Genomic DNA, 16039 nt, shown 5'->3' with positions numbered 1-16039 from the left:
GACGACCCACGGCCGCGACTGACGCTTTCCCACGACCAGACCAACGAGCAGTCTCGCCGATAGTCACATGATCAACGACTTCTGTTAGGGCCAGTTAGCGATGAACGTGTCCCTCGACGGCATGCGCCAGAGGTGGCCGGCGCGGCAGGAAGTCCCGCGCGAGCACCGGACGCGTCTCGTCCGGCCGCCGCCAAGGCCCGCCGCGCAACCCACTCCGGGTAGTGGCTCCGTTTCGCCGAGGGCGACGAGGGCCGGCCCGTCGGCCAGTACGTGGTACGCCTCCATGGCAGCCGGTAGTCGAGGTCCGCGCAGGCTTCGTCCCGGCGTGGAATACCGGGACGGGGCGCACCCATGTGGTTGGTCAGGCGGCGGTCGCCCAGGAGCTGCCGCCCGTTGGCCATGCGTCCGCCCACCGCTCCAGCAGCCGCGCCCACTGCTCGCTGCGCTCGGGGCTGGCTGGCTGGCTCATCAGGTTCCGGATCGCCTCGTTGATGTCGTCTGCGGACGTGCAGGCGAGCCCGCCGCGCGGGGGACGGGTGGGCATACCACCAGGTTATGGGTCAGGTCTGACACTCGCCCGGGCCTGGTGGTTCAGCGCGGTGTCTCGCCGAGCGCGGTCCGCAGCCAGTCAAGGGAGCCGGTTTCGAATACGGCGTCCGCCAGGGCCCGGCCGCTCTTGGTGGTGATCCGGCCGCGGCTGTTGTCGATCCACCGTTGCGCGTTGACGTATCCCTGATCGCGGTACTCGATGCCCTGGATCATGCACTCCAGCTTGTCCGCGTCCCTGGCGCAGGTGGCCTCGGGGCTCTCCTTGGCTTCGTACTCGCCGACGAGGGCGCGGATGGCGTCGGCTAGGCCCTCGGGCATGCCGGCGACCTGGTCGGCGGTGATGGCGCGCGGGTCCACCTCGCCCTGCGTGTACTTCTTGCCCAGGTGGTTGACGTCGCCGGTGCGGGTCTCCTGGGAGTCGTGCCACACGGCGAGGAACGCGGCCCGGGCTGGGTCGGCGCCCTCCAGTTGGGCGATGATCGTTGCGATGAGGGCGGTGCGCCAGGAGTGATCCGCCACTGTCTCCGGGTCCTTGACGCCGGCCATCCACCACCCGGAGCGCTTGGTGTTCTTGAGCGTCCCCGCCTCGTACAGGAAGCGCGCTACCGCCGTCAGGTCCTGGTCGTTGGACACGGTCGGGCTCCTCTCACGCCTCGGCGAGGCGGATCGCGTACCGGATGCTCTCCAGCTCCCGCCGCGCGCGCGACGAGAGGTCCCCGCTATCCAACATGATCGGAAGCCTCTCGCGTAGGGCGCGGGCGGCCTGGCCGGACCGGAGCAGGTTGGGGCGGACCTGGAGCAGGGCCCACACGCTGTGGATGTTGAGGTCCACGTAACCGTGCTGAGGGGCGATGCCTGCCACGAGGTGGGCGAGGAGCCTGTCACCGTGCCAGTGGCCCAGGGTTCCGTCCGCGATGAAGTCGTCCGAAAGCTGGGGCACGGGTGCCTCTCCCACCCAGTACGCCCAGTACGCCAGGTTGGCGGCCTCGCCGGGGTCATCGTCCTGCAGGGCGGTGTCGATGAAGTGGGCCATGCGGTCACGGTCGCCGTGGCGAGCGGCGACCGCGGCCACGGAGCGATTGTTGAGCCAGGCCGTCAGCCAGTCGTCGGGGCGTTCGGTGCGCTGCTGGTGGGCCAGCCAGTCGGCGGTGTCCGCCTCCCGGTCGTACCCGGACAGGTAGAGGGCCTGGCGGGCCAGCAGGAACTGCCCGGGCCCGCGCGCCTGTTCCGCCGTAGCCCGCATGGTCTTGAAGAAGGCTTGCCGTTCGGTCGCGGTGAGCTGGGGCCCGGTCGGGGCGGGGCCTCGGCGGGCGCGGGCCGGCCGGGGTAGGGCGCGGACGGGGCCGGGGGCAATGCCGTTGAGCGGCCACACCAGGACTTCCGCGAGCTCCCGCTGCATGACCATGGCGCCCAGCGGGCTCTCCTCGACGGGGATGTCCTCGTGCAGGACGCTGGCCAGCAGCACGTCCGCCTCCAGGGCCCGCTCCAGCGCCTGGAGCAGGACGGGGGAGGTGCCCATCTGCATGAGCTGGTGGCGTAAGCCGAGCATCTGGCCGATAGGCACGGCCGTGAGGGGACGGCGGCCGGTCTCCCACCCGGCGATCGTGTCCGTGGACACCCTGAGCCGTTCGGCCGTCTCGTCCTGGGTGTAACCCTGCTGCTCGCGGATCACCCGCAGGACGTACCCGCTGAGCAGGCCCGTCCGAGGCCGCGCAGCCTGACCCGTACTCCTGGTCAGGGTTTGTCGAGAACTTGGCTGCATGAGCAGTCCAATCCTGGTGGTTTGCCCGTAACCACCTGTACTCGTAGTCACTTCAGGGGTAGCGCGCGACTACGTACGGTCGTGGCTATCCCTGAATCAGGCTACTTGGGAGGCCGCGAGACATGGGTTCCGTTCAGCAGGTTCACCACCCGTCGGTGTCACCACCAGATGGCAGAAGAGACGTTGTGAGTGGCGCCGAGCGTCGCCTGGCCGTCGACCACTGGCTCCTCACGGCGACCGAGGACCGGGACCGGGCCCGGCGGGAGTGGAAGACGGACGGGGTGGCGCTCCTGCGCTGCGGGGGCATCTTCGGCGCTGTCCGTATCAGGGCCGCCCTGGTGCACGTGGTGGCCGGTACGGACGTCCCCCAGGACGTGGACGCGTACCTGTACCGGGCCCTGCTCGGCGGCCCCGTCTTCGCGGATCTGACGACCCCCGGGACGACGCGGAGTTCATGGGGCGCGGCCACTTCCTGGGCGTGCCGGCGTTGGACGCCACCAGCCCGGACCACGGCCACTACTGGTGCGTGGAGATGGACAGCGCCGCAGACCTGGCCGCTTCGGACGCCGTTTCACAGCTCGTCCACACGGGCCGCTACCGGCTCGCCGGTGAGACACCGCGCCATAGGTGATCTGGTGCTCCGCGACATTGCGCCCCTGGCCGAGGTGCCTACCGCGACCCGTAGCCTGCCACGCCTGCCGGAGTCCGTACCCGTCACCCGTCGCCTCGTGCGGCAGGCTCTGGCCGACTGGCAGCTGACCGGCCTGTTCGACGTGGCCGAGCTGGTCGTCACGGAGCTGGTGACCAACTCCGTGCGGCACGCCCGATCCACGACGATCCGGGTGACGGTCCGTCGCCTGGCCGCCGGAATGGTGCAGGTGGCCGTCGTTGACATGAGCCGTGCCATGCCGGTGCTGCTGCCGTCCACAGAGGATGCCGTGGATGGCCGGGGACTGGCCATCATCGACGCCGTCTCGACCAAGTGGGGCACTGACCTGCTGCCGTGGGGCAAACGCGTCTGGGCCGACCTAGAGCCCGAGCAATCGCCGGCCGGACAGCCGACCCCCACCGTCCCGGTATACGCCACCCCTCAGGCCCAAGCGCTGTACGTGTCCTTAGTGATCGCGCTCGGCGTGCTGCTCGCCCTGGCCGTCGTCTGCGACACGCCGTGACAGCGTGGTTCACCGGCGACTGTTGGCGTTGCGAGGCCGCTGACGTGCCCGTGGTGTGGGTCGGCCCGATTCAGGCGGAGGGCCAGCACGCCCCCCTCAACCTGTGCGCCCCCTGCCTGGACGCCGTGGAGCGCAGGTTCTGGCAGTACGTGATGGGCCGCCGCCCCCGACCCACCTCTGCCCCCGGCTGCGGGTACAACGTCGGCCGCCCCCACGTAGCGAGGAGCACCATGCACCACCAGCACGGTAAGCCGGCCACCCCCGTACAGGTCGTGTCCCTGTCGTTCACCGGCTTGGGTGTCCGGGCCCGCGCCGACGGCCGGACCGGTCGCGAGGCGTGGCGGCTCATCCGCGAACGGCACCCGCGCCTGGCGCTGGCCGCCGGGGCCTACGCCCTCATGCTGGGCGGCCCGACTGCGGCGGCCGTGGTGCGCCTGTTGTGACCCGCCTCTGAACCCCCGCCCCCGGCCGGCACGGCGCGAAAGAAAGTCCGGCACCCGACCTCCCGCCTCCTCCCCGCGGAAGGTCCCGGCCCGGGGCGGGCCATCGTCCCGGCGTCTCCTGGGGGAGACCGTCGCCGGGACCAGGGCCCCGGCCGCCCGTGCGGTCGGGGCCCCTCAGACCCCCGGGAGGCACCCCGCCTCACGGGTCATCACCGAGTGAAGGGATCGAGTCATGTCGAAGGCCAAGGAAGCCGCGGAGACCACGGAGCAGGTCGCCGAGGCGACCTCTGCGGAGGACCTCGTCGACACCGCCGCCGTCGTCCGCAGTGAGGACGTCGAGCAACAGGAGTGCTTCACGTTCTGACCGGCTCTATGGGCGCCCGGTCACCAGGTGGCCGGGCGCCCGTCCCATGCGCACCCCTGGAGACCATCGTGATTCACGTCTTCACCGGACCCACGCTGAGCCCGGACGACCCCGCCCTACAAGTCCGGGCCCTGCGAGTCCGGCCACCCATCGCACACGGTGACCTGTTCGACCCGGAGATCAAGCCCGGCGACACCGTCGTGATCATCGACGGCGTCTACCACCACTCTCCGGCCGTGCGGCACAAGGAGATCATCTGGACATTGAGCCGGGGCGTCCGCGTCATCGGCGCGGCGAGCATCGGCGCCCTGCGGGCCGCGGAGCTGGGCGACTGCGGCATGATCGGCGCCGGCTCCGTCTGGCACGCCTACGCGACCGGCCTGCTGGTCGGCGACGACGAGGTGGCCGTGGCGCAGTCCACCGACGCCGACCGGAGCGCCTGCACCTGGCCGCTGGTGCGCGTGCGGCAGGTCGTCGCCATGGGCCTGTCTCAGCGCATCCTGGACAAGAGCCAGGCCGACCGGCTCATCCATGTCCTGGCCGGCGTCTACTACGCGCACCGGTCCTGGGACGCCGTGCGGCTGGTGAGCCGCCGGGAAGCCCCGGAGTTCGCCCAGTGGCTGAGGGAAGCACTGGCCGCAGACCGACACTTCGGGGACGTGAAGCGGACGGACGCCCTGTCTGCCGTCGCCCTGGCGCGCGACCTGGTATCGACGCCGGTGGAGCCTGTGGACGGCCTTACCTGGCAGACGCGGTGCTTCCGGCAGTGGGCCAACCGGGCCGCCGCCCAGGACACGGAACACGGGCGGCTGCCGACCCTGCTGCGCATCCACTTTCAGCAGATCTTCGACTCGCAGTTCCCGCAGGTGTGGTGGGAGCACCTGAGCAGCTACGGCGTGCCGGAGCTACCGCCGGCACTCGCCTGCGCAGTCACACAGCCGCGTACGGACCTCACGGACCCAACCGTGACGGCGCGCCTGCTCGTGCACGAGACGGAGGAGGACCGGGCCGACGTCGCCCGGTACGCGGCCGTCACCGCGCAGGCCGGCCGGACGCATCACGGTTTCTTCCCGGAAGCGATCAAGGAGCAGGTGGTGCGGGACATGCTGGCCGCGGTGTGGGGGACCGGCGCGGACAGGCTGGAGGAGGAGGCGTGGCTGCGCGGGTTGCAGGGCGTCCGGGAGGCCGTCGACGCGGCGCGCCCGTTCCTGCTCGGCTTCCTCCAGGACCAGGAGGCGGCCCGATGAACGCGAGTACGCCCGGCACTCTGCGCACCCGCACTCCGGAGGACACCTGGGAAGCGCTGGCGCCGGAGATCCCGCACCTCGGTATCAGCCGGGTCGCCCGGCTCACCGGCCTCGATCACCTCGGCATCCCCGTCTGGACGGCCGTACGGCCAGCCGCGCACACGCTGGTCACCTCCCAGGGCAAGGGCGCCGACGACCTCCTCGCGAAGATCTCGGCGGTGCTGGAGGCCGCGGAGCTGTGGCACGCGGAGCGGCCGGTCACGGTGGCGACGCGGGCCACGCACCGGGAGCTGCGCCTGCCGTATCCGATGGCCGCCCTGCCGGTGAAGGTCGCGCACCCGGCCCTTGCCGACATCCCCCTGGACTGGGTGACCGGCCGCGGCCTCCACACCATGGCGGAGGTCCTGGTGCCGGCGGACCTCCTCCGCCGCGAGATGCACCACGGCCCGGTGCGGCCGGAGGTGTTCGCCGTCACCAGCAACGGCCTCGCATGCGGCAACAATCGGCACGAGGCGACGCTGCACGCACTGCTGGAGACCGTGGAGCGCGATGTCCTCCACCGTGACTGGGAGTCCGGTGGCCGGCGGCGCACGCTGGTCGACCCGGCCTCCGTCACCGACCCGTACTGTGCCGACCTGATCCGGAGGTTCCTCGACGCCGGCATGTGGCTGGAGATCGTCCATGTCGACAACCCGTACGCCATCCCGGTGTTCGCCGCCTACATCTGGTCGGAGGACTACCCCATCGTGTTCGCCGGGTCCGGCTGCCACGGCCTGCCGGAGATCGCCCTGTCCCGTGCGCTGACGGAGGCCGCGCAGTCCCGCCTCACCTGCATCGCGGGCACCCGTGACGACCTCGACTCCCACGAAGCCGCCTTCGCCGCGCAGCCCGGACGGCCGGAGCTGGCCGAACTGCCCGCCGGCACCTGGGCGGACTGCACCGGCCCGGCCCTCGACCTCGACCTCGACCTCGACCTCGAACCCGACGTGACCCGCCTCCTCCAGCAGACGGTGACGCGGGTTACCGGGATCACCGGGCACGAGCCGATCGCCGTGACCCTGCGGGAGGCGGAGGCGTACGCAGCGGTGAAGGTCATCAGCCCCGGCATGGAGATGCGCATCACCCGCTCGATCCCGCGGACGAGGGAGCGGCATGGCTGAGCCGCTGCTGACCTCCTCAGACCGGCAGTTGGGCCTGGTGTACGACGCGATGCACACGGCCCGCGTCGGCAGCACGATCGTGAGCGACCTGTACGCCGCGGCGATGGGCGACGTCTACCCGGAGGACGTGGACGCGTCCAGTTCCTGTGACTGGCCGCTGCTCGGCACGATGGTGGCGAATCTGCGGTTGCAGCCGGGGCAGCGGCTGGTCGACCTCGGGTGCGGGACGGGCGGTGTCGGCCTGTGGCTGGCCCGGGCGCTGGCGGCCTACGTGACCGGCGTCGACGTCTCCACCACGGCGGTCACGCTGGCGTACGGCCGGGTGCCGGAGTTCTGGCTGCCGCCGGAGCGGGCGGAGTTCCATGTCGGCTCGATCGCGACGACCGGCCTGCCCGCGCGGTATGCGGACGGGCTGATCTGTGTGGACGCGCTCGGTTTCGAGTCGGACCGCAGAAGGGCGCTTCAGGAGATCCGGCGCGTCCTCAAGCCGGGCGCCCGCGCGATCGTCACGTCCGGCCGGTCCCGCGTGACCCCGACGCTGCCGCTCTGGAACGAGCAGGCGGCCGAGACCGGCCTGATCCTCGACGCGGAGGAGGAGAGGCCGCACGAGCCCGCGATGTGGCAGCGCGTCTACCGCCTGTGGATCGAGCACGAGGCGGCGTTGCGCGAGCAGCTCGGGGACGTGCAGGTCGACAGCATGTTGACGGAGGCGAGGACGCGCGGGCCGGCGCTCGCGGAGCGGCTGGCGGTCACCGTTACATTGAGGCGCCCCGAGGACTGAAGGAGTCAACCGTATGTCTCGTCGCGTTGCCGTCTACGGAGCCGGGTCCTGGGGGACCGCGTTCTCCATGGTCCTGGCCGACGCCGGTTGCGACGTCACCCTGTGGGGGCGGCGGCCGAAGCTGGTGGACGCCATCAACGCCACGCACAGCAACCCGGACTACCTGCCCCAGGTGAAGCTGCCGGGCACCGTGCGGGCGACGACCGACCCCGGGGAGGCCGCCGGCGGCGCGGACATCGCGGTCCTCGCCGTGTCCGCGCAGAAGGTCCGCCCGCTGCTTGAGGAGTGGCGGGAGCTGAAGCTGTGGGAGCCGGGCACGGTGTTCGTGTCGCTCATGAAGGGGATCGAGCTGGGCACCGGCCGGCTGATGAGTGAGGTCCTGGCGGAGACGACGGGGGCCGGACCGGACCGGATCGCCGTCCTGTCGGGGCCCAACCTGGCCGGGGAGATCGTCGCCCGGATGCCGGCGGCCAGTGTCGTGGCCTCCTCCGCGGAGGAGACCGCCGCGCGGATCCAGGCGGCGTGTCACACCCCGTACTTCCGGCCGTACACGAACCACGACGTAATCGGCTGTGAGCTGGGCGGAGCGATCAAGAACGTCATCGCGCTGGCCGTCGGCGTCACCGACGGAATGCGGCTGGGCGACAACGCGAAAGCGTCGCTCATCACACGAGGCCTGGCGGAGGCCACCCGGCTCGGCGTCGCCATGGGCGCGAGTCCGCTCACCCTGGCCGGACTGGCGGGCATGGGCGACCTCGTCGCCACGTGCTCCTCCAGGCTCTCCAGGAACCACACGTTCGGCCACCACCTCGGCCGCGGGCTGACCGTGGAGGAGGCCAGGGCCGCCACCACGCAGACGGCGGAGGGCGTTGCCTCCTGCCAGGCCGTCCAGGGTCTGGCCGAGCATCACGACGTGGAAATGCCGATCACTCGCACCGTGGTCGACATGATCCACGGCGGCCGGGCGCCCCATGAGGCCGTGCGTGAACTCATGTCCCGCGCGCCCACATCCGAAAGTGCAGGACGCTGACCGGGGCCTCGGTCCCACCCGCTGCCCCGGCCGCCACGGCCGCGCAGGATGTAGGAGGGGTGGCGGCGGGCTTCGGCGAGCAGGTGGTGGCGCTTGAACCGGCTCCACCGCGGGCCTGGACGAACAGATCGTGCAGGCGGTCGTCGACGACTACACCCGCCCCATCGGCCGGGGCCGGATGATGACCGCCGACCCGCGCGCCCCGCACCCACGCGATACCGAGGACCACGCCCTGCTGCGCCCGCTGACCCGAAACCGGTCCGAGGCTCCGTACGAGCGGGCCCGCCTCGCCGCCCGACGTGCTGAGGGTACGGGTCCGGGCCGTGCGTCGCGCGAACCGCCTGGGCTCCCGCACTCAGCCGCGCACCGTCGCCGTGTCCGCCGCCTCGAGGTCGCGCCCGCGGCCGTTTCGCTCGGACCGGAAGGGCGGCCGCGTTCCGGAGCGGACGACCGAGGCTGACACGGTGGAGCAGACGCGCCGGACGCTCGCCTAGGCCGTCCTCGCCAGGGTCCAGGAAGGCGCCCGGGAGCGTGCCCGCACCCACGGCCCCCACCCTGAGTCCGCCCCGGCGGCGGTCCCGCCGCCGCAGCCCGGAACCCATCACCCACCGGGCCGGACCACGGGAGAAGTCGCGGAGCCGATGATGCCGAGGACGGTGCCGGGGCGGCAGTGCGTGCAGGCGCTGGAGCCGTCGGCGAGCAGCCGCCGTGCCTCCTCCCGGTCGACCGTCCGGCGCAACTTGCCCGCCACGTAGCAGTCGTCGCGATGGAGTTGCACGGGCGGCCGGCCCACCCCAATGCCGAGTTCGACGATCCACTCCGGCACGGCCGGCTTCGCCGGTCGGTGCACGCGTGGCCGGCTTCCCGACCTCGGGTGCTCCCCTCCGGGTCGGCCCGACCTGGCCTGCACTCTGCGACCCGAATTCTTGTCCCGCGTCGGCCCTGCTGTCGGCAAGCTGCCCGGGGCATGGCCTTGACCCTGCGATACCGCAATCCTGCGGTGGAGCTGACGGCTGCGCTGCCGCCCGTGTCCATGGTTGTTTGCCGCTCGCTGTGCGGAGTTGTGATGATGGCTGCATGTCTGAGCACGGGGGCGCGGCCAATGGGCCGCAGCAGATTCCACGGTCGCGCATCGCTGACTACGCGGAGATGACGACGTCGCCAACCGCTCGGAAGGCGCAGGCGCCTTCAGGGAAGCACGCTGTCGAAGATGAAAGACCTGGCGAACAGCCGCCGGTACACACTCAGGAATCCAATCGCGAAGATGCAGGGGCTGAGACGCGCAGACGGGAGTTCGCCGCTCTGCTCGGTGAGTTCCGCCGCACCCCGGTTCTGGTGCCGCTCGGAGACGGGCCGGGTCCGGAGGGTGAACGAGGTCTGCTGACTGCGGATCTGGGCGGCGTCCGTTTCATCCTGGCCTTCTCCGACGAGCAGGCGCTGGCCCGCTACGCGATCGCGCGGGGTGAGGCGGCGCGTGAGTGGTCGTACCAGACGATTCTCGGGGCGCGTCTGCTGGATGTGGCGGTGCCGGCGGCCGGGGTGCCGTGCGGGGTGGCGCTGGACTGCGCGGACGGGGAGGCAGGGATGGTGTTCCCACCGGTGCGCGGGATCGTGCCGGACGAGGTCGCGATGGACCTCGGCAGCGAGACAGGGGACACGCAATGACCGCGGGCGGCAATGACTTGAAGGCGGACGGGCTCGCCCTGATCGCCAAGGGGTTGACCGAGGCGCTGGGCGAGCTGAAGGAACTTGGCATGGTCGGGGAGGCCGGGGCCGGGCGCGGTTTCGGCGACATCGCTCTGTCCGGTCTTGAGTTGGGGCACGAGGGCCTGACGGGGGAGTTCAAGTCGTTCTGCGAGCGATGGGAGTGGGGCGTGCGCTCGCTGATCAACGAGGGCAACGGCTTCGCGGTCAAGACAGGCCTGTCGGCGGGCACGTACTACGAGACCGAGAAGTACGTCGAGGGCAGTTTCAAGGTCGTCACGAACTCGGCCGTCGGTAATCCGTACGCCTCCGAGGAGGACGTGGAGAAGATGGGCTGGGGCGACATCGCCAAGTCCGGCATGAGCGTCGACTACAGCAAGAAGTCGTTCGACCAGGCGCTGGCCAACAGCGAGCAGGGCTGGAAGGACGCCGGCCGGGACGTCATGACCTCCCACACCATCGGCCCATTGCCGGGCCTGGACCCCCAGGACCTGCACGGCGCCGGCGGCGTCTCCGACAAGGAGTACAAAAAGTTCCTCGACGACACCTTCGGCCCCTCCCCGGAAGCCCGCGCCAAGGCGGCCGAGGAGCAGGGCGGTGAAGGCTGATGGGCCTCGGAGACATAACCAACTCCCTCCTGGGCGGAGCCGAACACCTCTACGACGAGGGCAAGAAGCAGCTCGGCGAGGCCGTCGACTACGGCACGGACAAGCTCGGCGGGGCCCTGGACCACGTCGGTGCGCACGACTGGGCCGACAGCGTGGAGGACTGGGGCGACGAGGTCGCCTCCGACCTGGGCGCCACCCCGGGCGAGCAGCAGCTCGGCCAGACCGAGGAGGCGAACGAGCTCGTCCACGGCAGTCCGGAGAAGATCCGCGAGAGTGCGAAACACCTGAAGGACTTCCACGGTGCCTTCGACAAGGTCAGCCAGGGACTGCGGAAGGTCGACTCCTCGGGCTGGCAGGGCGAGGGCGGTGACGCCTTCCGGGAGAAGTTCGGCGTGCACCCGACCAAGTGGGCGCAGGCAGCCGAGGCGTGCACCGCAGCAGCGGGAGCCCTGGAGTCGTACGCGGACACCGTCAAGTGGGCGCAAGCCCAGGCCAAGGAGGCCGTGGAGCTCTACAAGAAGGGCGTGAAGGCGGCCAAGGCCGCAGCCGACGACTACCAGACCAAGGCCGAGGCCTACAACGCAAAGGCCCGCGCGGGCGACGACCCGGGACCGAAACCGAAGCAGGATATGGAGGCGGGCAAGGCCGACGTCAAGGCCGCCGTCCACAAGCTCGCCGAGGCCCGCAAGCAGCGCAACACCGCCGCCTCCCAGGCGCAGGGCAAGGTGAAGGCGGCGCTCGCGCACGCTCCCGCCGAGCCGCCGCCGCTGGAGCGCCTGGGCCACGACTTCGTGGACGGATACCAGGCCGTCAACACCGAACTCACCCATGTGGTCGGTGGTGCCCTGAAGGGTACGGCCGGACTGCTGAACTTCGTCCGCGGCCTGAACCCCACCGACCCGTACAACCTCACCCATCCGGCCGCCTACCTGCAGAACGTCAGCATGACGCTGTCCGGCCTGGTCTCCACGGCCGCGCACCCCGAGCGGGTCGTCCAGACCGCCGTGGACGGCTTCAAGAAGGACCCCTCGGAGTTCATCGGCCGCCTCATCCCCGAACTCATCGGCACCAAGGGCGCGGGGCTCGCCCGCGGCGGACTGCGACTCGCGCTGAAGGAGGGCGCGGAAGGAGTGGCGGAACAGGGGCTACGCAAGACCGCTCGCAACGCGGTCGAGGAGGGAGGCGAGAACGCCACTGGGAAGTCCGCTCGGGAGAGGGTGAACGAACATCCCGCTGAGGAATCGCGGTCCGAGGGTAAGCACAGCGAGGGCACCGACCCAATCGACCTCGCCACCGGCAAAATGTACTTGCCGCAGACGGACGTCGCCCTGCCAGGTGTCCTACCGCTGTCCCTGAAGCGCCGGGTGGAGTCCGGCTACCGCCTTGGCCGCTGGTTCGGCCCATCTTGGGCCTCCACGATCGACCAGCGCCTGGAGATCGACGCCGAGGGCGTCGTCTTCATCACCGAAGACGGCCTCCTGCTGGCCTACCCGCACCCCGCCCCCGGTGTGCCGACCCAGCCCAGCCACGGCCCCCGCTGGCCCCTGGACAGGGTCGACGGTGGCTACACCGTCACGGACTCTCACACCCTACGCACCTGGCACTTCACCGACCGTGGCGACAACCTTGCGGTCCTCGAGCAGATCGACGAACGCAACGGCAACTGGCTCACCTTCGAGTACGACGAGCAAGGCACCCCGCTCACCATCGTTTCCAGCAGCGGCCAGGCCATCAAGGTCACTACCGATTCCGGCCGCATCACGGCCGTCCACCTGGCCGCCACCGGCGAGGAACTGAAGCGCTACGCCTACACGGACGGCAACCTGACCGAGGTCATCAATTCCTCCGGTCTGCCGCTTCGCTTCACGTACGACGAAGCCGGCCGGATCACCTCGTGGACGGACACCAACGACCGCAGCTACACCTACGTCTACGACGAACACGACCGCTGCACCGCCCAGGGCGGATCCGCAGGGCACATGGCCCTGCGCCTGTCCTACGAGGAGCCCGACCCGCACACCGGCCTACGGACGACGACGGCCACGACCGGTGAAGGCCACACGCGCCGCTACCTCATCAACGACGCCTGGCAGGTGGTCGCGGTGATCGACGCGCTCGGTGCAACGACCCGATACCGCCGCGACCGCTACAACCGCCTCCTCACCCAGACTGACCCCCTGGGCCACACGACAACGTACGACTACGACGACAAGGGCAACCTCACGAGAGTGGTCCGGCCGGACGGCCGGGTAGCCAGAGCGGAGTACAACGCCCTCGGCCAGCCGGTGAGGGTGGTCAACCTCGACGGCACAGTCGTACGCCAGACCTACGACGAACGCGGCAACCGCACATCCGTGACGGACCCCTCCGGGCAGACAACGCATTTCGCGTACACCGAAGCCGGCCACCTGACCTCCGTGACCGACCCCCTGGGCCACACGACGACACTGACCTGTGACCGCGCCGGACTCCCGCTGATGGTCACAGACCCGCTGGGCGCGAGCACCCGATACGAAAGAGACGATTTCGGCCGCCCGACCGCGATCACAGACCCAACCGGCGCCACGACGCAACTGCAATGGACAGTCGAAGGTCATCTCGCCTGTCGCACCGCCCCCGACGGCACCTCGGAAACCTGGACATACGACGGAGAGGGCAACTGCACCAGCCACACCGACCCTATGGGGGGCGTGACCCGTTTTGAATACACCGATTTCGACCTACTCACGGCACGCACGGGTCCGGACGGGGTGCGCTACGAGTTCGCCCACGACAGCGAACTGCGCCTGACGGAGGTCACGCATCCGCAGGGCCTGACATGGACCTACGAATACGACGCGGCCGGCCGTCTGGTGACGGAGACGGATTTCGACGGCCGAACGCTGACCTACGCCTACGACGACGCAAACCGCCTCACCTCCCGCAGGAACGCTCTCGGAGAAACGGTGTCCTTCGAGCGCAATGAACTCGGCCAGGTGGTCCGCAAGGACGCCGCAGGTCTGGTCACGACATACGCCTACGACCTGACCGACGAGCTGGCGCACGCGACCGGCCCGGACGGAACGACGATCACACTCTTGCGTGACCGCCACCGCCGTCTACGCTCCGAAACGGTCAACGGCCGGACGTGCACCTACACCTATGACACGTTGGGCCGCCGCAGCAGCCGCACCACTCCCACCGGCGCCACCACCACCTGGTCCTACGACGCCGCTGGCCGCTGCACCAGCATGCGCACGTCGGGCCGAACCATCGACTTCACCTATGACGAAGCAGGCCGCGAACGAACCCGTCACGTCGGCGAAGCCCTAGCCCTCAACCACACCTTCGACCCACTGGGCCGAATGACGACCCAGTCCGTGACAAGCGCCCACGGGCGTACGATGCACCGCGCCTACAGTTACCGCGCCGACGGCAACCTGGTCGGCATCGACGACGATCTATCCGGCTCCCGCCACTTCGACCTGGACGCCGCAGGCCGGGTCACGGCTGTCCACGCGTTCAACTGGACAGAAACATACGCCTACGACGAGGCAGGCAACCAGACCCGAGCCCAGTGGCCGACCAGCCACCCCGGCCAGGAAGCAGTGGGCACGCGCACCTACGCCGGCACCCGCATCACACGCGCCGGCAATGTCCGATACGAACACGACGTCCTCGGCCGCATAACCCTCCGTCAGAAAACCCGCCTGTCCCGCAAACCCGACAACTGGCACTACGAATGGGACGCCGAAGATCATTTGACGTCAGTGGTGACCCCCGACGGCACCCGCTGGCTCTACACATACGACCCACTAGGTCGACGCACGGCGAAGCTCCGGCTCGCAGAGGACGGCGAAACCATCGTCGAGCGCGTCGACTTCACCTGGGACGGCACCACCCTCTGCGAACAGACCACGACATCCCCTGACCTCCCCAACCCGGTCACTCTCACCTGGGACCACCAGGGCGTTCGCCCTGTAGCTCAGACGGAACGCATTACCGCAGCCGAGGTGCCCCAGGCCGAAATCGACTCTCGCTTCTTCGCCATCGTCACTGACCTCGTCGGCACCCCCAGCGAACTCATCGACGAACAGGGCGATATCGCCTGGCGCACCCGAAGCACCCTGTGGGGAACGACAGCGTGGGCCGCCGACAGCAGCGCCTACACCCCCCTGCGCTTCCCCGGCCAGTACTACGACCCCGAAACCGGCCTCCACTACAACTACTTCCGCCACTACGACCCTGAAGTTGCGCGCTACGTCACCCCAGACCCACTCGGGCTCGCACCAGCACCCAACCCCGACACGTACGTTCACAACCCGCACACCTGGGGAGATCCTCTGGGATTGGCACCGGACGAGTGCCCGTACCGTGTTGAACCAGTTCCCGACGAAGATTTGGGCACCCTGTATCACTACACAAACGAGACCGGCTACAACGGCATCCTGGAGAGTAAAGAACTGCGCGCATCCCTGAAGGCAGACAATCCAAAGGATGCACGCTTCGGAGATGGCCAGTACCTTTCCGACGTACAACCTGGAACGAAGACCCCTGGACAGCTCTCCTACGCCTTTGTCCGGGTTCCCTGGGCTGGTCACAAGTTCAGTCACTTCATCGAGGTAGACGTTCGCGGACTTCAGGTCATGCGATCGGTTGAGCGTCCCGACGTCTTCGTGGTACACAACCAGGGCCCGCTCGACTTGACGGGTCGCATCGTCAGCCATGGAAAGAGCTGAGTTCATGGAATATTGGAAAGTTGAATGGTTGCACGACTTCCAGGAAGAACCGACAAGATTCTATAGTGAAATCGGCCATGACGGATATGAGGTCCGTAAAATCCAGTACTACCGGGGCGGGCGAAGGCTGAAGGCCGATGCATGTCACGAGTCTTCAGAAATCGGTTTGAGCGAAATTCCAGTAGGTACCATCGAGGATGTGGCAAGTCAGCCCGAATTCTCCGCTTCACTGATCAGTCGCGAGGAGTTTGAGCAAGCGTGGGAAAGCGCTTCATGGTCGACACGAGTCTCGGGCTCTCCCGGCGAGGAGACTTAGACCGTGTCCTACATGGTCAGTTTGAAGAGCCGTTTGTAGCAGCAGAGGGCGGCGGCGAGTCCGAGGAAGGCCAGGGAGTTGCCTGGGTTCCGCTCGTAGCGGTGGTTGAGACGGCGGTAGCCAGTCAGCCAGGACATGGTGCGCTCGATGACCCACCTGCGTCGGCCGAGTCGTTCGCTGGAGTC

At 69.3% G+C, this 16039-nt stretch carries 17 protein-coding genes; 12 read left to right on the top strand and 5 right to left on the bottom strand.

Annotated elements, in window-relative coordinates:
- Nucleotides 1-361: 361 nt before the first annotated feature.
- Genes ACF1BE_RS34685 through ACF1BE_RS34675 form a run of 3 tightly spaced genes read right to left on the bottom strand, consistent with a single transcriptional unit; the run spans nt 362 to nt 2323 of the window.
- Nucleotides 362-544 (bottom strand): hypothetical protein, encoded by a 183-nt coding sequence (locus ACF1BE_RS34685; protein WP_392202973.1) that lies wholly within the window; start codon nt 542-544, stop codon nt 362-364.
- Between the two features lie 47 nt (nt 545-591).
- Nucleotides 592-1182 (bottom strand): HD family hydrolase, encoded by a 591-nt coding sequence (locus ACF1BE_RS34680; protein ID WP_392202972.1) that lies wholly within the window; start codon nt 1180-1182, stop codon nt 592-594.
- 13 nt (nt 1183-1195) lie between these two features.
- A complete protein-coding gene (locus ACF1BE_RS34675) occupies nt 1196-2323 on the bottom strand; it encodes a helix-turn-helix domain-containing protein (RefSeq protein ID WP_392202975.1) in 1128 nt (375 codons plus the stop codon).
- Nucleotides 2324-2765: 442 nt separating this feature from the next.
- On the opposite strand from ACF1BE_RS34675, the gene ACF1BE_RS34670 reads away from it, so the two are divergent.
- From ACF1BE_RS34670 to ACF1BE_RS34635, 8 genes are all read left to right on the top strand, one after another.
- On the top strand, nt 2766-2942 hold the full coding sequence (locus tag ACF1BE_RS34670; protein ID WP_392202971.1) for a hypothetical protein: 177 nt from the start codon (nt 2766-2768) through the stop codon (nt 2940-2942).
- A 4-nt stretch (nt 2943-2946) separates the two neighbouring features.
- Nucleotides 2947-3483 (top strand): ATP-binding protein, encoded by a 537-nt coding sequence (locus tag ACF1BE_RS34665; RefSeq protein WP_392202970.1) that lies wholly within the window; start codon nt 2947-2949, stop codon nt 3481-3483.
- 230 nt (nt 3484-3713) lie between these two features.
- Nucleotides 3714-3926 (top strand): hypothetical protein, encoded by a 213-nt coding sequence (locus tag ACF1BE_RS34660; protein WP_392202969.1) that lies wholly within the window; start codon nt 3714-3716, stop codon nt 3924-3926.
- Nucleotides 3927-4158: 232 nt separating this feature from the next.
- Nucleotides 4159-4290 (top strand): hypothetical protein, encoded by a 132-nt coding sequence (locus ACF1BE_RS34655; protein WP_392202968.1) that lies wholly within the window; start codon nt 4159-4161, stop codon nt 4288-4290.
- Between the two features lie 68 nt (nt 4291-4358).
- Nucleotides 4359-5537, top strand: coding sequence for a TfuA-like protein (locus tag ACF1BE_RS34650; protein WP_392202967.1), 1179 nt, complete (start codon nt 4359-4361; stop codon nt 5535-5537).
- Complete coding sequence (locus ACF1BE_RS34645; protein ID WP_392202966.1) at nt 5534-6697, top strand: YcaO-like family protein; 1164 nt, start codon at nt 5534-5536, stop codon at nt 6695-6697. The genes ACF1BE_RS34650 and ACF1BE_RS34645 overlap by 4 nt, the downstream gene beginning before the upstream one ends.
- Nucleotides 6690-7478 carry a class I SAM-dependent methyltransferase gene (locus tag ACF1BE_RS34640; protein WP_392202965.1) on the top strand — a complete coding sequence of 263 codons (789 nt, stop codon included), beginning with the start codon at nt 6690-6692 and terminating at the stop codon, nt 7476-7478. Before ACF1BE_RS34645 ends, ACF1BE_RS34640 begins: the two co-directional genes overlap by 8 nt.
- Before the next feature lie 13 nt (nt 7479-7491).
- On the top strand, nt 7492-8508 hold the full coding sequence (locus ACF1BE_RS34635) for an NAD(P)H-dependent glycerol-3-phosphate dehydrogenase (protein WP_392202964.1): 1017 nt from the start codon (nt 7492-7494) through the stop codon (nt 8506-8508).
- Between the two features lie 601 nt (nt 8509-9109).
- On the opposite strand, the gene ACF1BE_RS34630 is transcribed toward ACF1BE_RS34635, so the two are convergent.
- Nucleotides 9110-9358, bottom strand: a complete 249-nt coding sequence (locus ACF1BE_RS34630; protein ID WP_392202963.1) for a DUF6233 domain-containing protein — start codon at nt 9356-9358, stop codon at nt 9110-9112.
- 227 nt (nt 9359-9585) lie between these two features.
- On the opposite strand from ACF1BE_RS34630, the gene ACF1BE_RS34625 reads away from it, so the two are divergent.
- Genes ACF1BE_RS34625 through ACF1BE_RS34610 form a run of 4 tightly spaced genes read left to right on the top strand, consistent with a single transcriptional unit; the run spans nt 9586 to nt 15854 of the window.
- The gene (locus ACF1BE_RS34625; RefSeq protein ID WP_392202962.1) at nt 9586-10173 is read left to right on the top strand and encodes a hypothetical protein; all 588 of its coding nucleotides are present in this window, start codon (nt 9586-9588) and stop codon (nt 10171-10173) included.
- Complete coding sequence (locus tag ACF1BE_RS34620) at nt 10170-10820, top strand: hypothetical protein (protein ID WP_392202961.1); 651 nt, start codon at nt 10170-10172, stop codon at nt 10818-10820. The genes ACF1BE_RS34625 and ACF1BE_RS34620 overlap by 4 nt, the downstream gene beginning before the upstream one ends.
- Nucleotides 10820-15538, top strand: a complete 4719-nt coding sequence (locus ACF1BE_RS34615; protein ID WP_392202960.1) for a putative T7SS-secreted protein — start codon at nt 10820-10822, stop codon at nt 15536-15538. Before ACF1BE_RS34620 ends, ACF1BE_RS34615 begins: the two co-directional genes overlap by 1 nt.
- Complete coding sequence (locus tag ACF1BE_RS34610) at nt 15525-15854, top strand: DUF6881 domain-containing protein (protein ID WP_392202959.1); 330 nt, start codon at nt 15525-15527, stop codon at nt 15852-15854. Before ACF1BE_RS34615 ends, ACF1BE_RS34610 begins: the two co-directional genes overlap by 14 nt.
- 8 nt (nt 15855-15862) lie before the next feature.
- Here ACF1BE_RS34610 and ACF1BE_RS34605 read toward each other — a convergent pair.
- On the bottom strand, nt 15863-16039 hold a 177-nt coding region (locus tag ACF1BE_RS34605; RefSeq protein WP_392202974.1), incomplete at its 5' end, for a transposase.

It is taken from the genome of Streptomyces sp. NPDC014991, from assembly GCF_043080665.1.
Lineage (GTDB): Bacteria > Actinomycetota > Actinomycetes > Streptomycetales > Streptomycetaceae > Streptomyces.
This window is presented reverse-complemented; position numbering and strand designations above follow the sequence as displayed.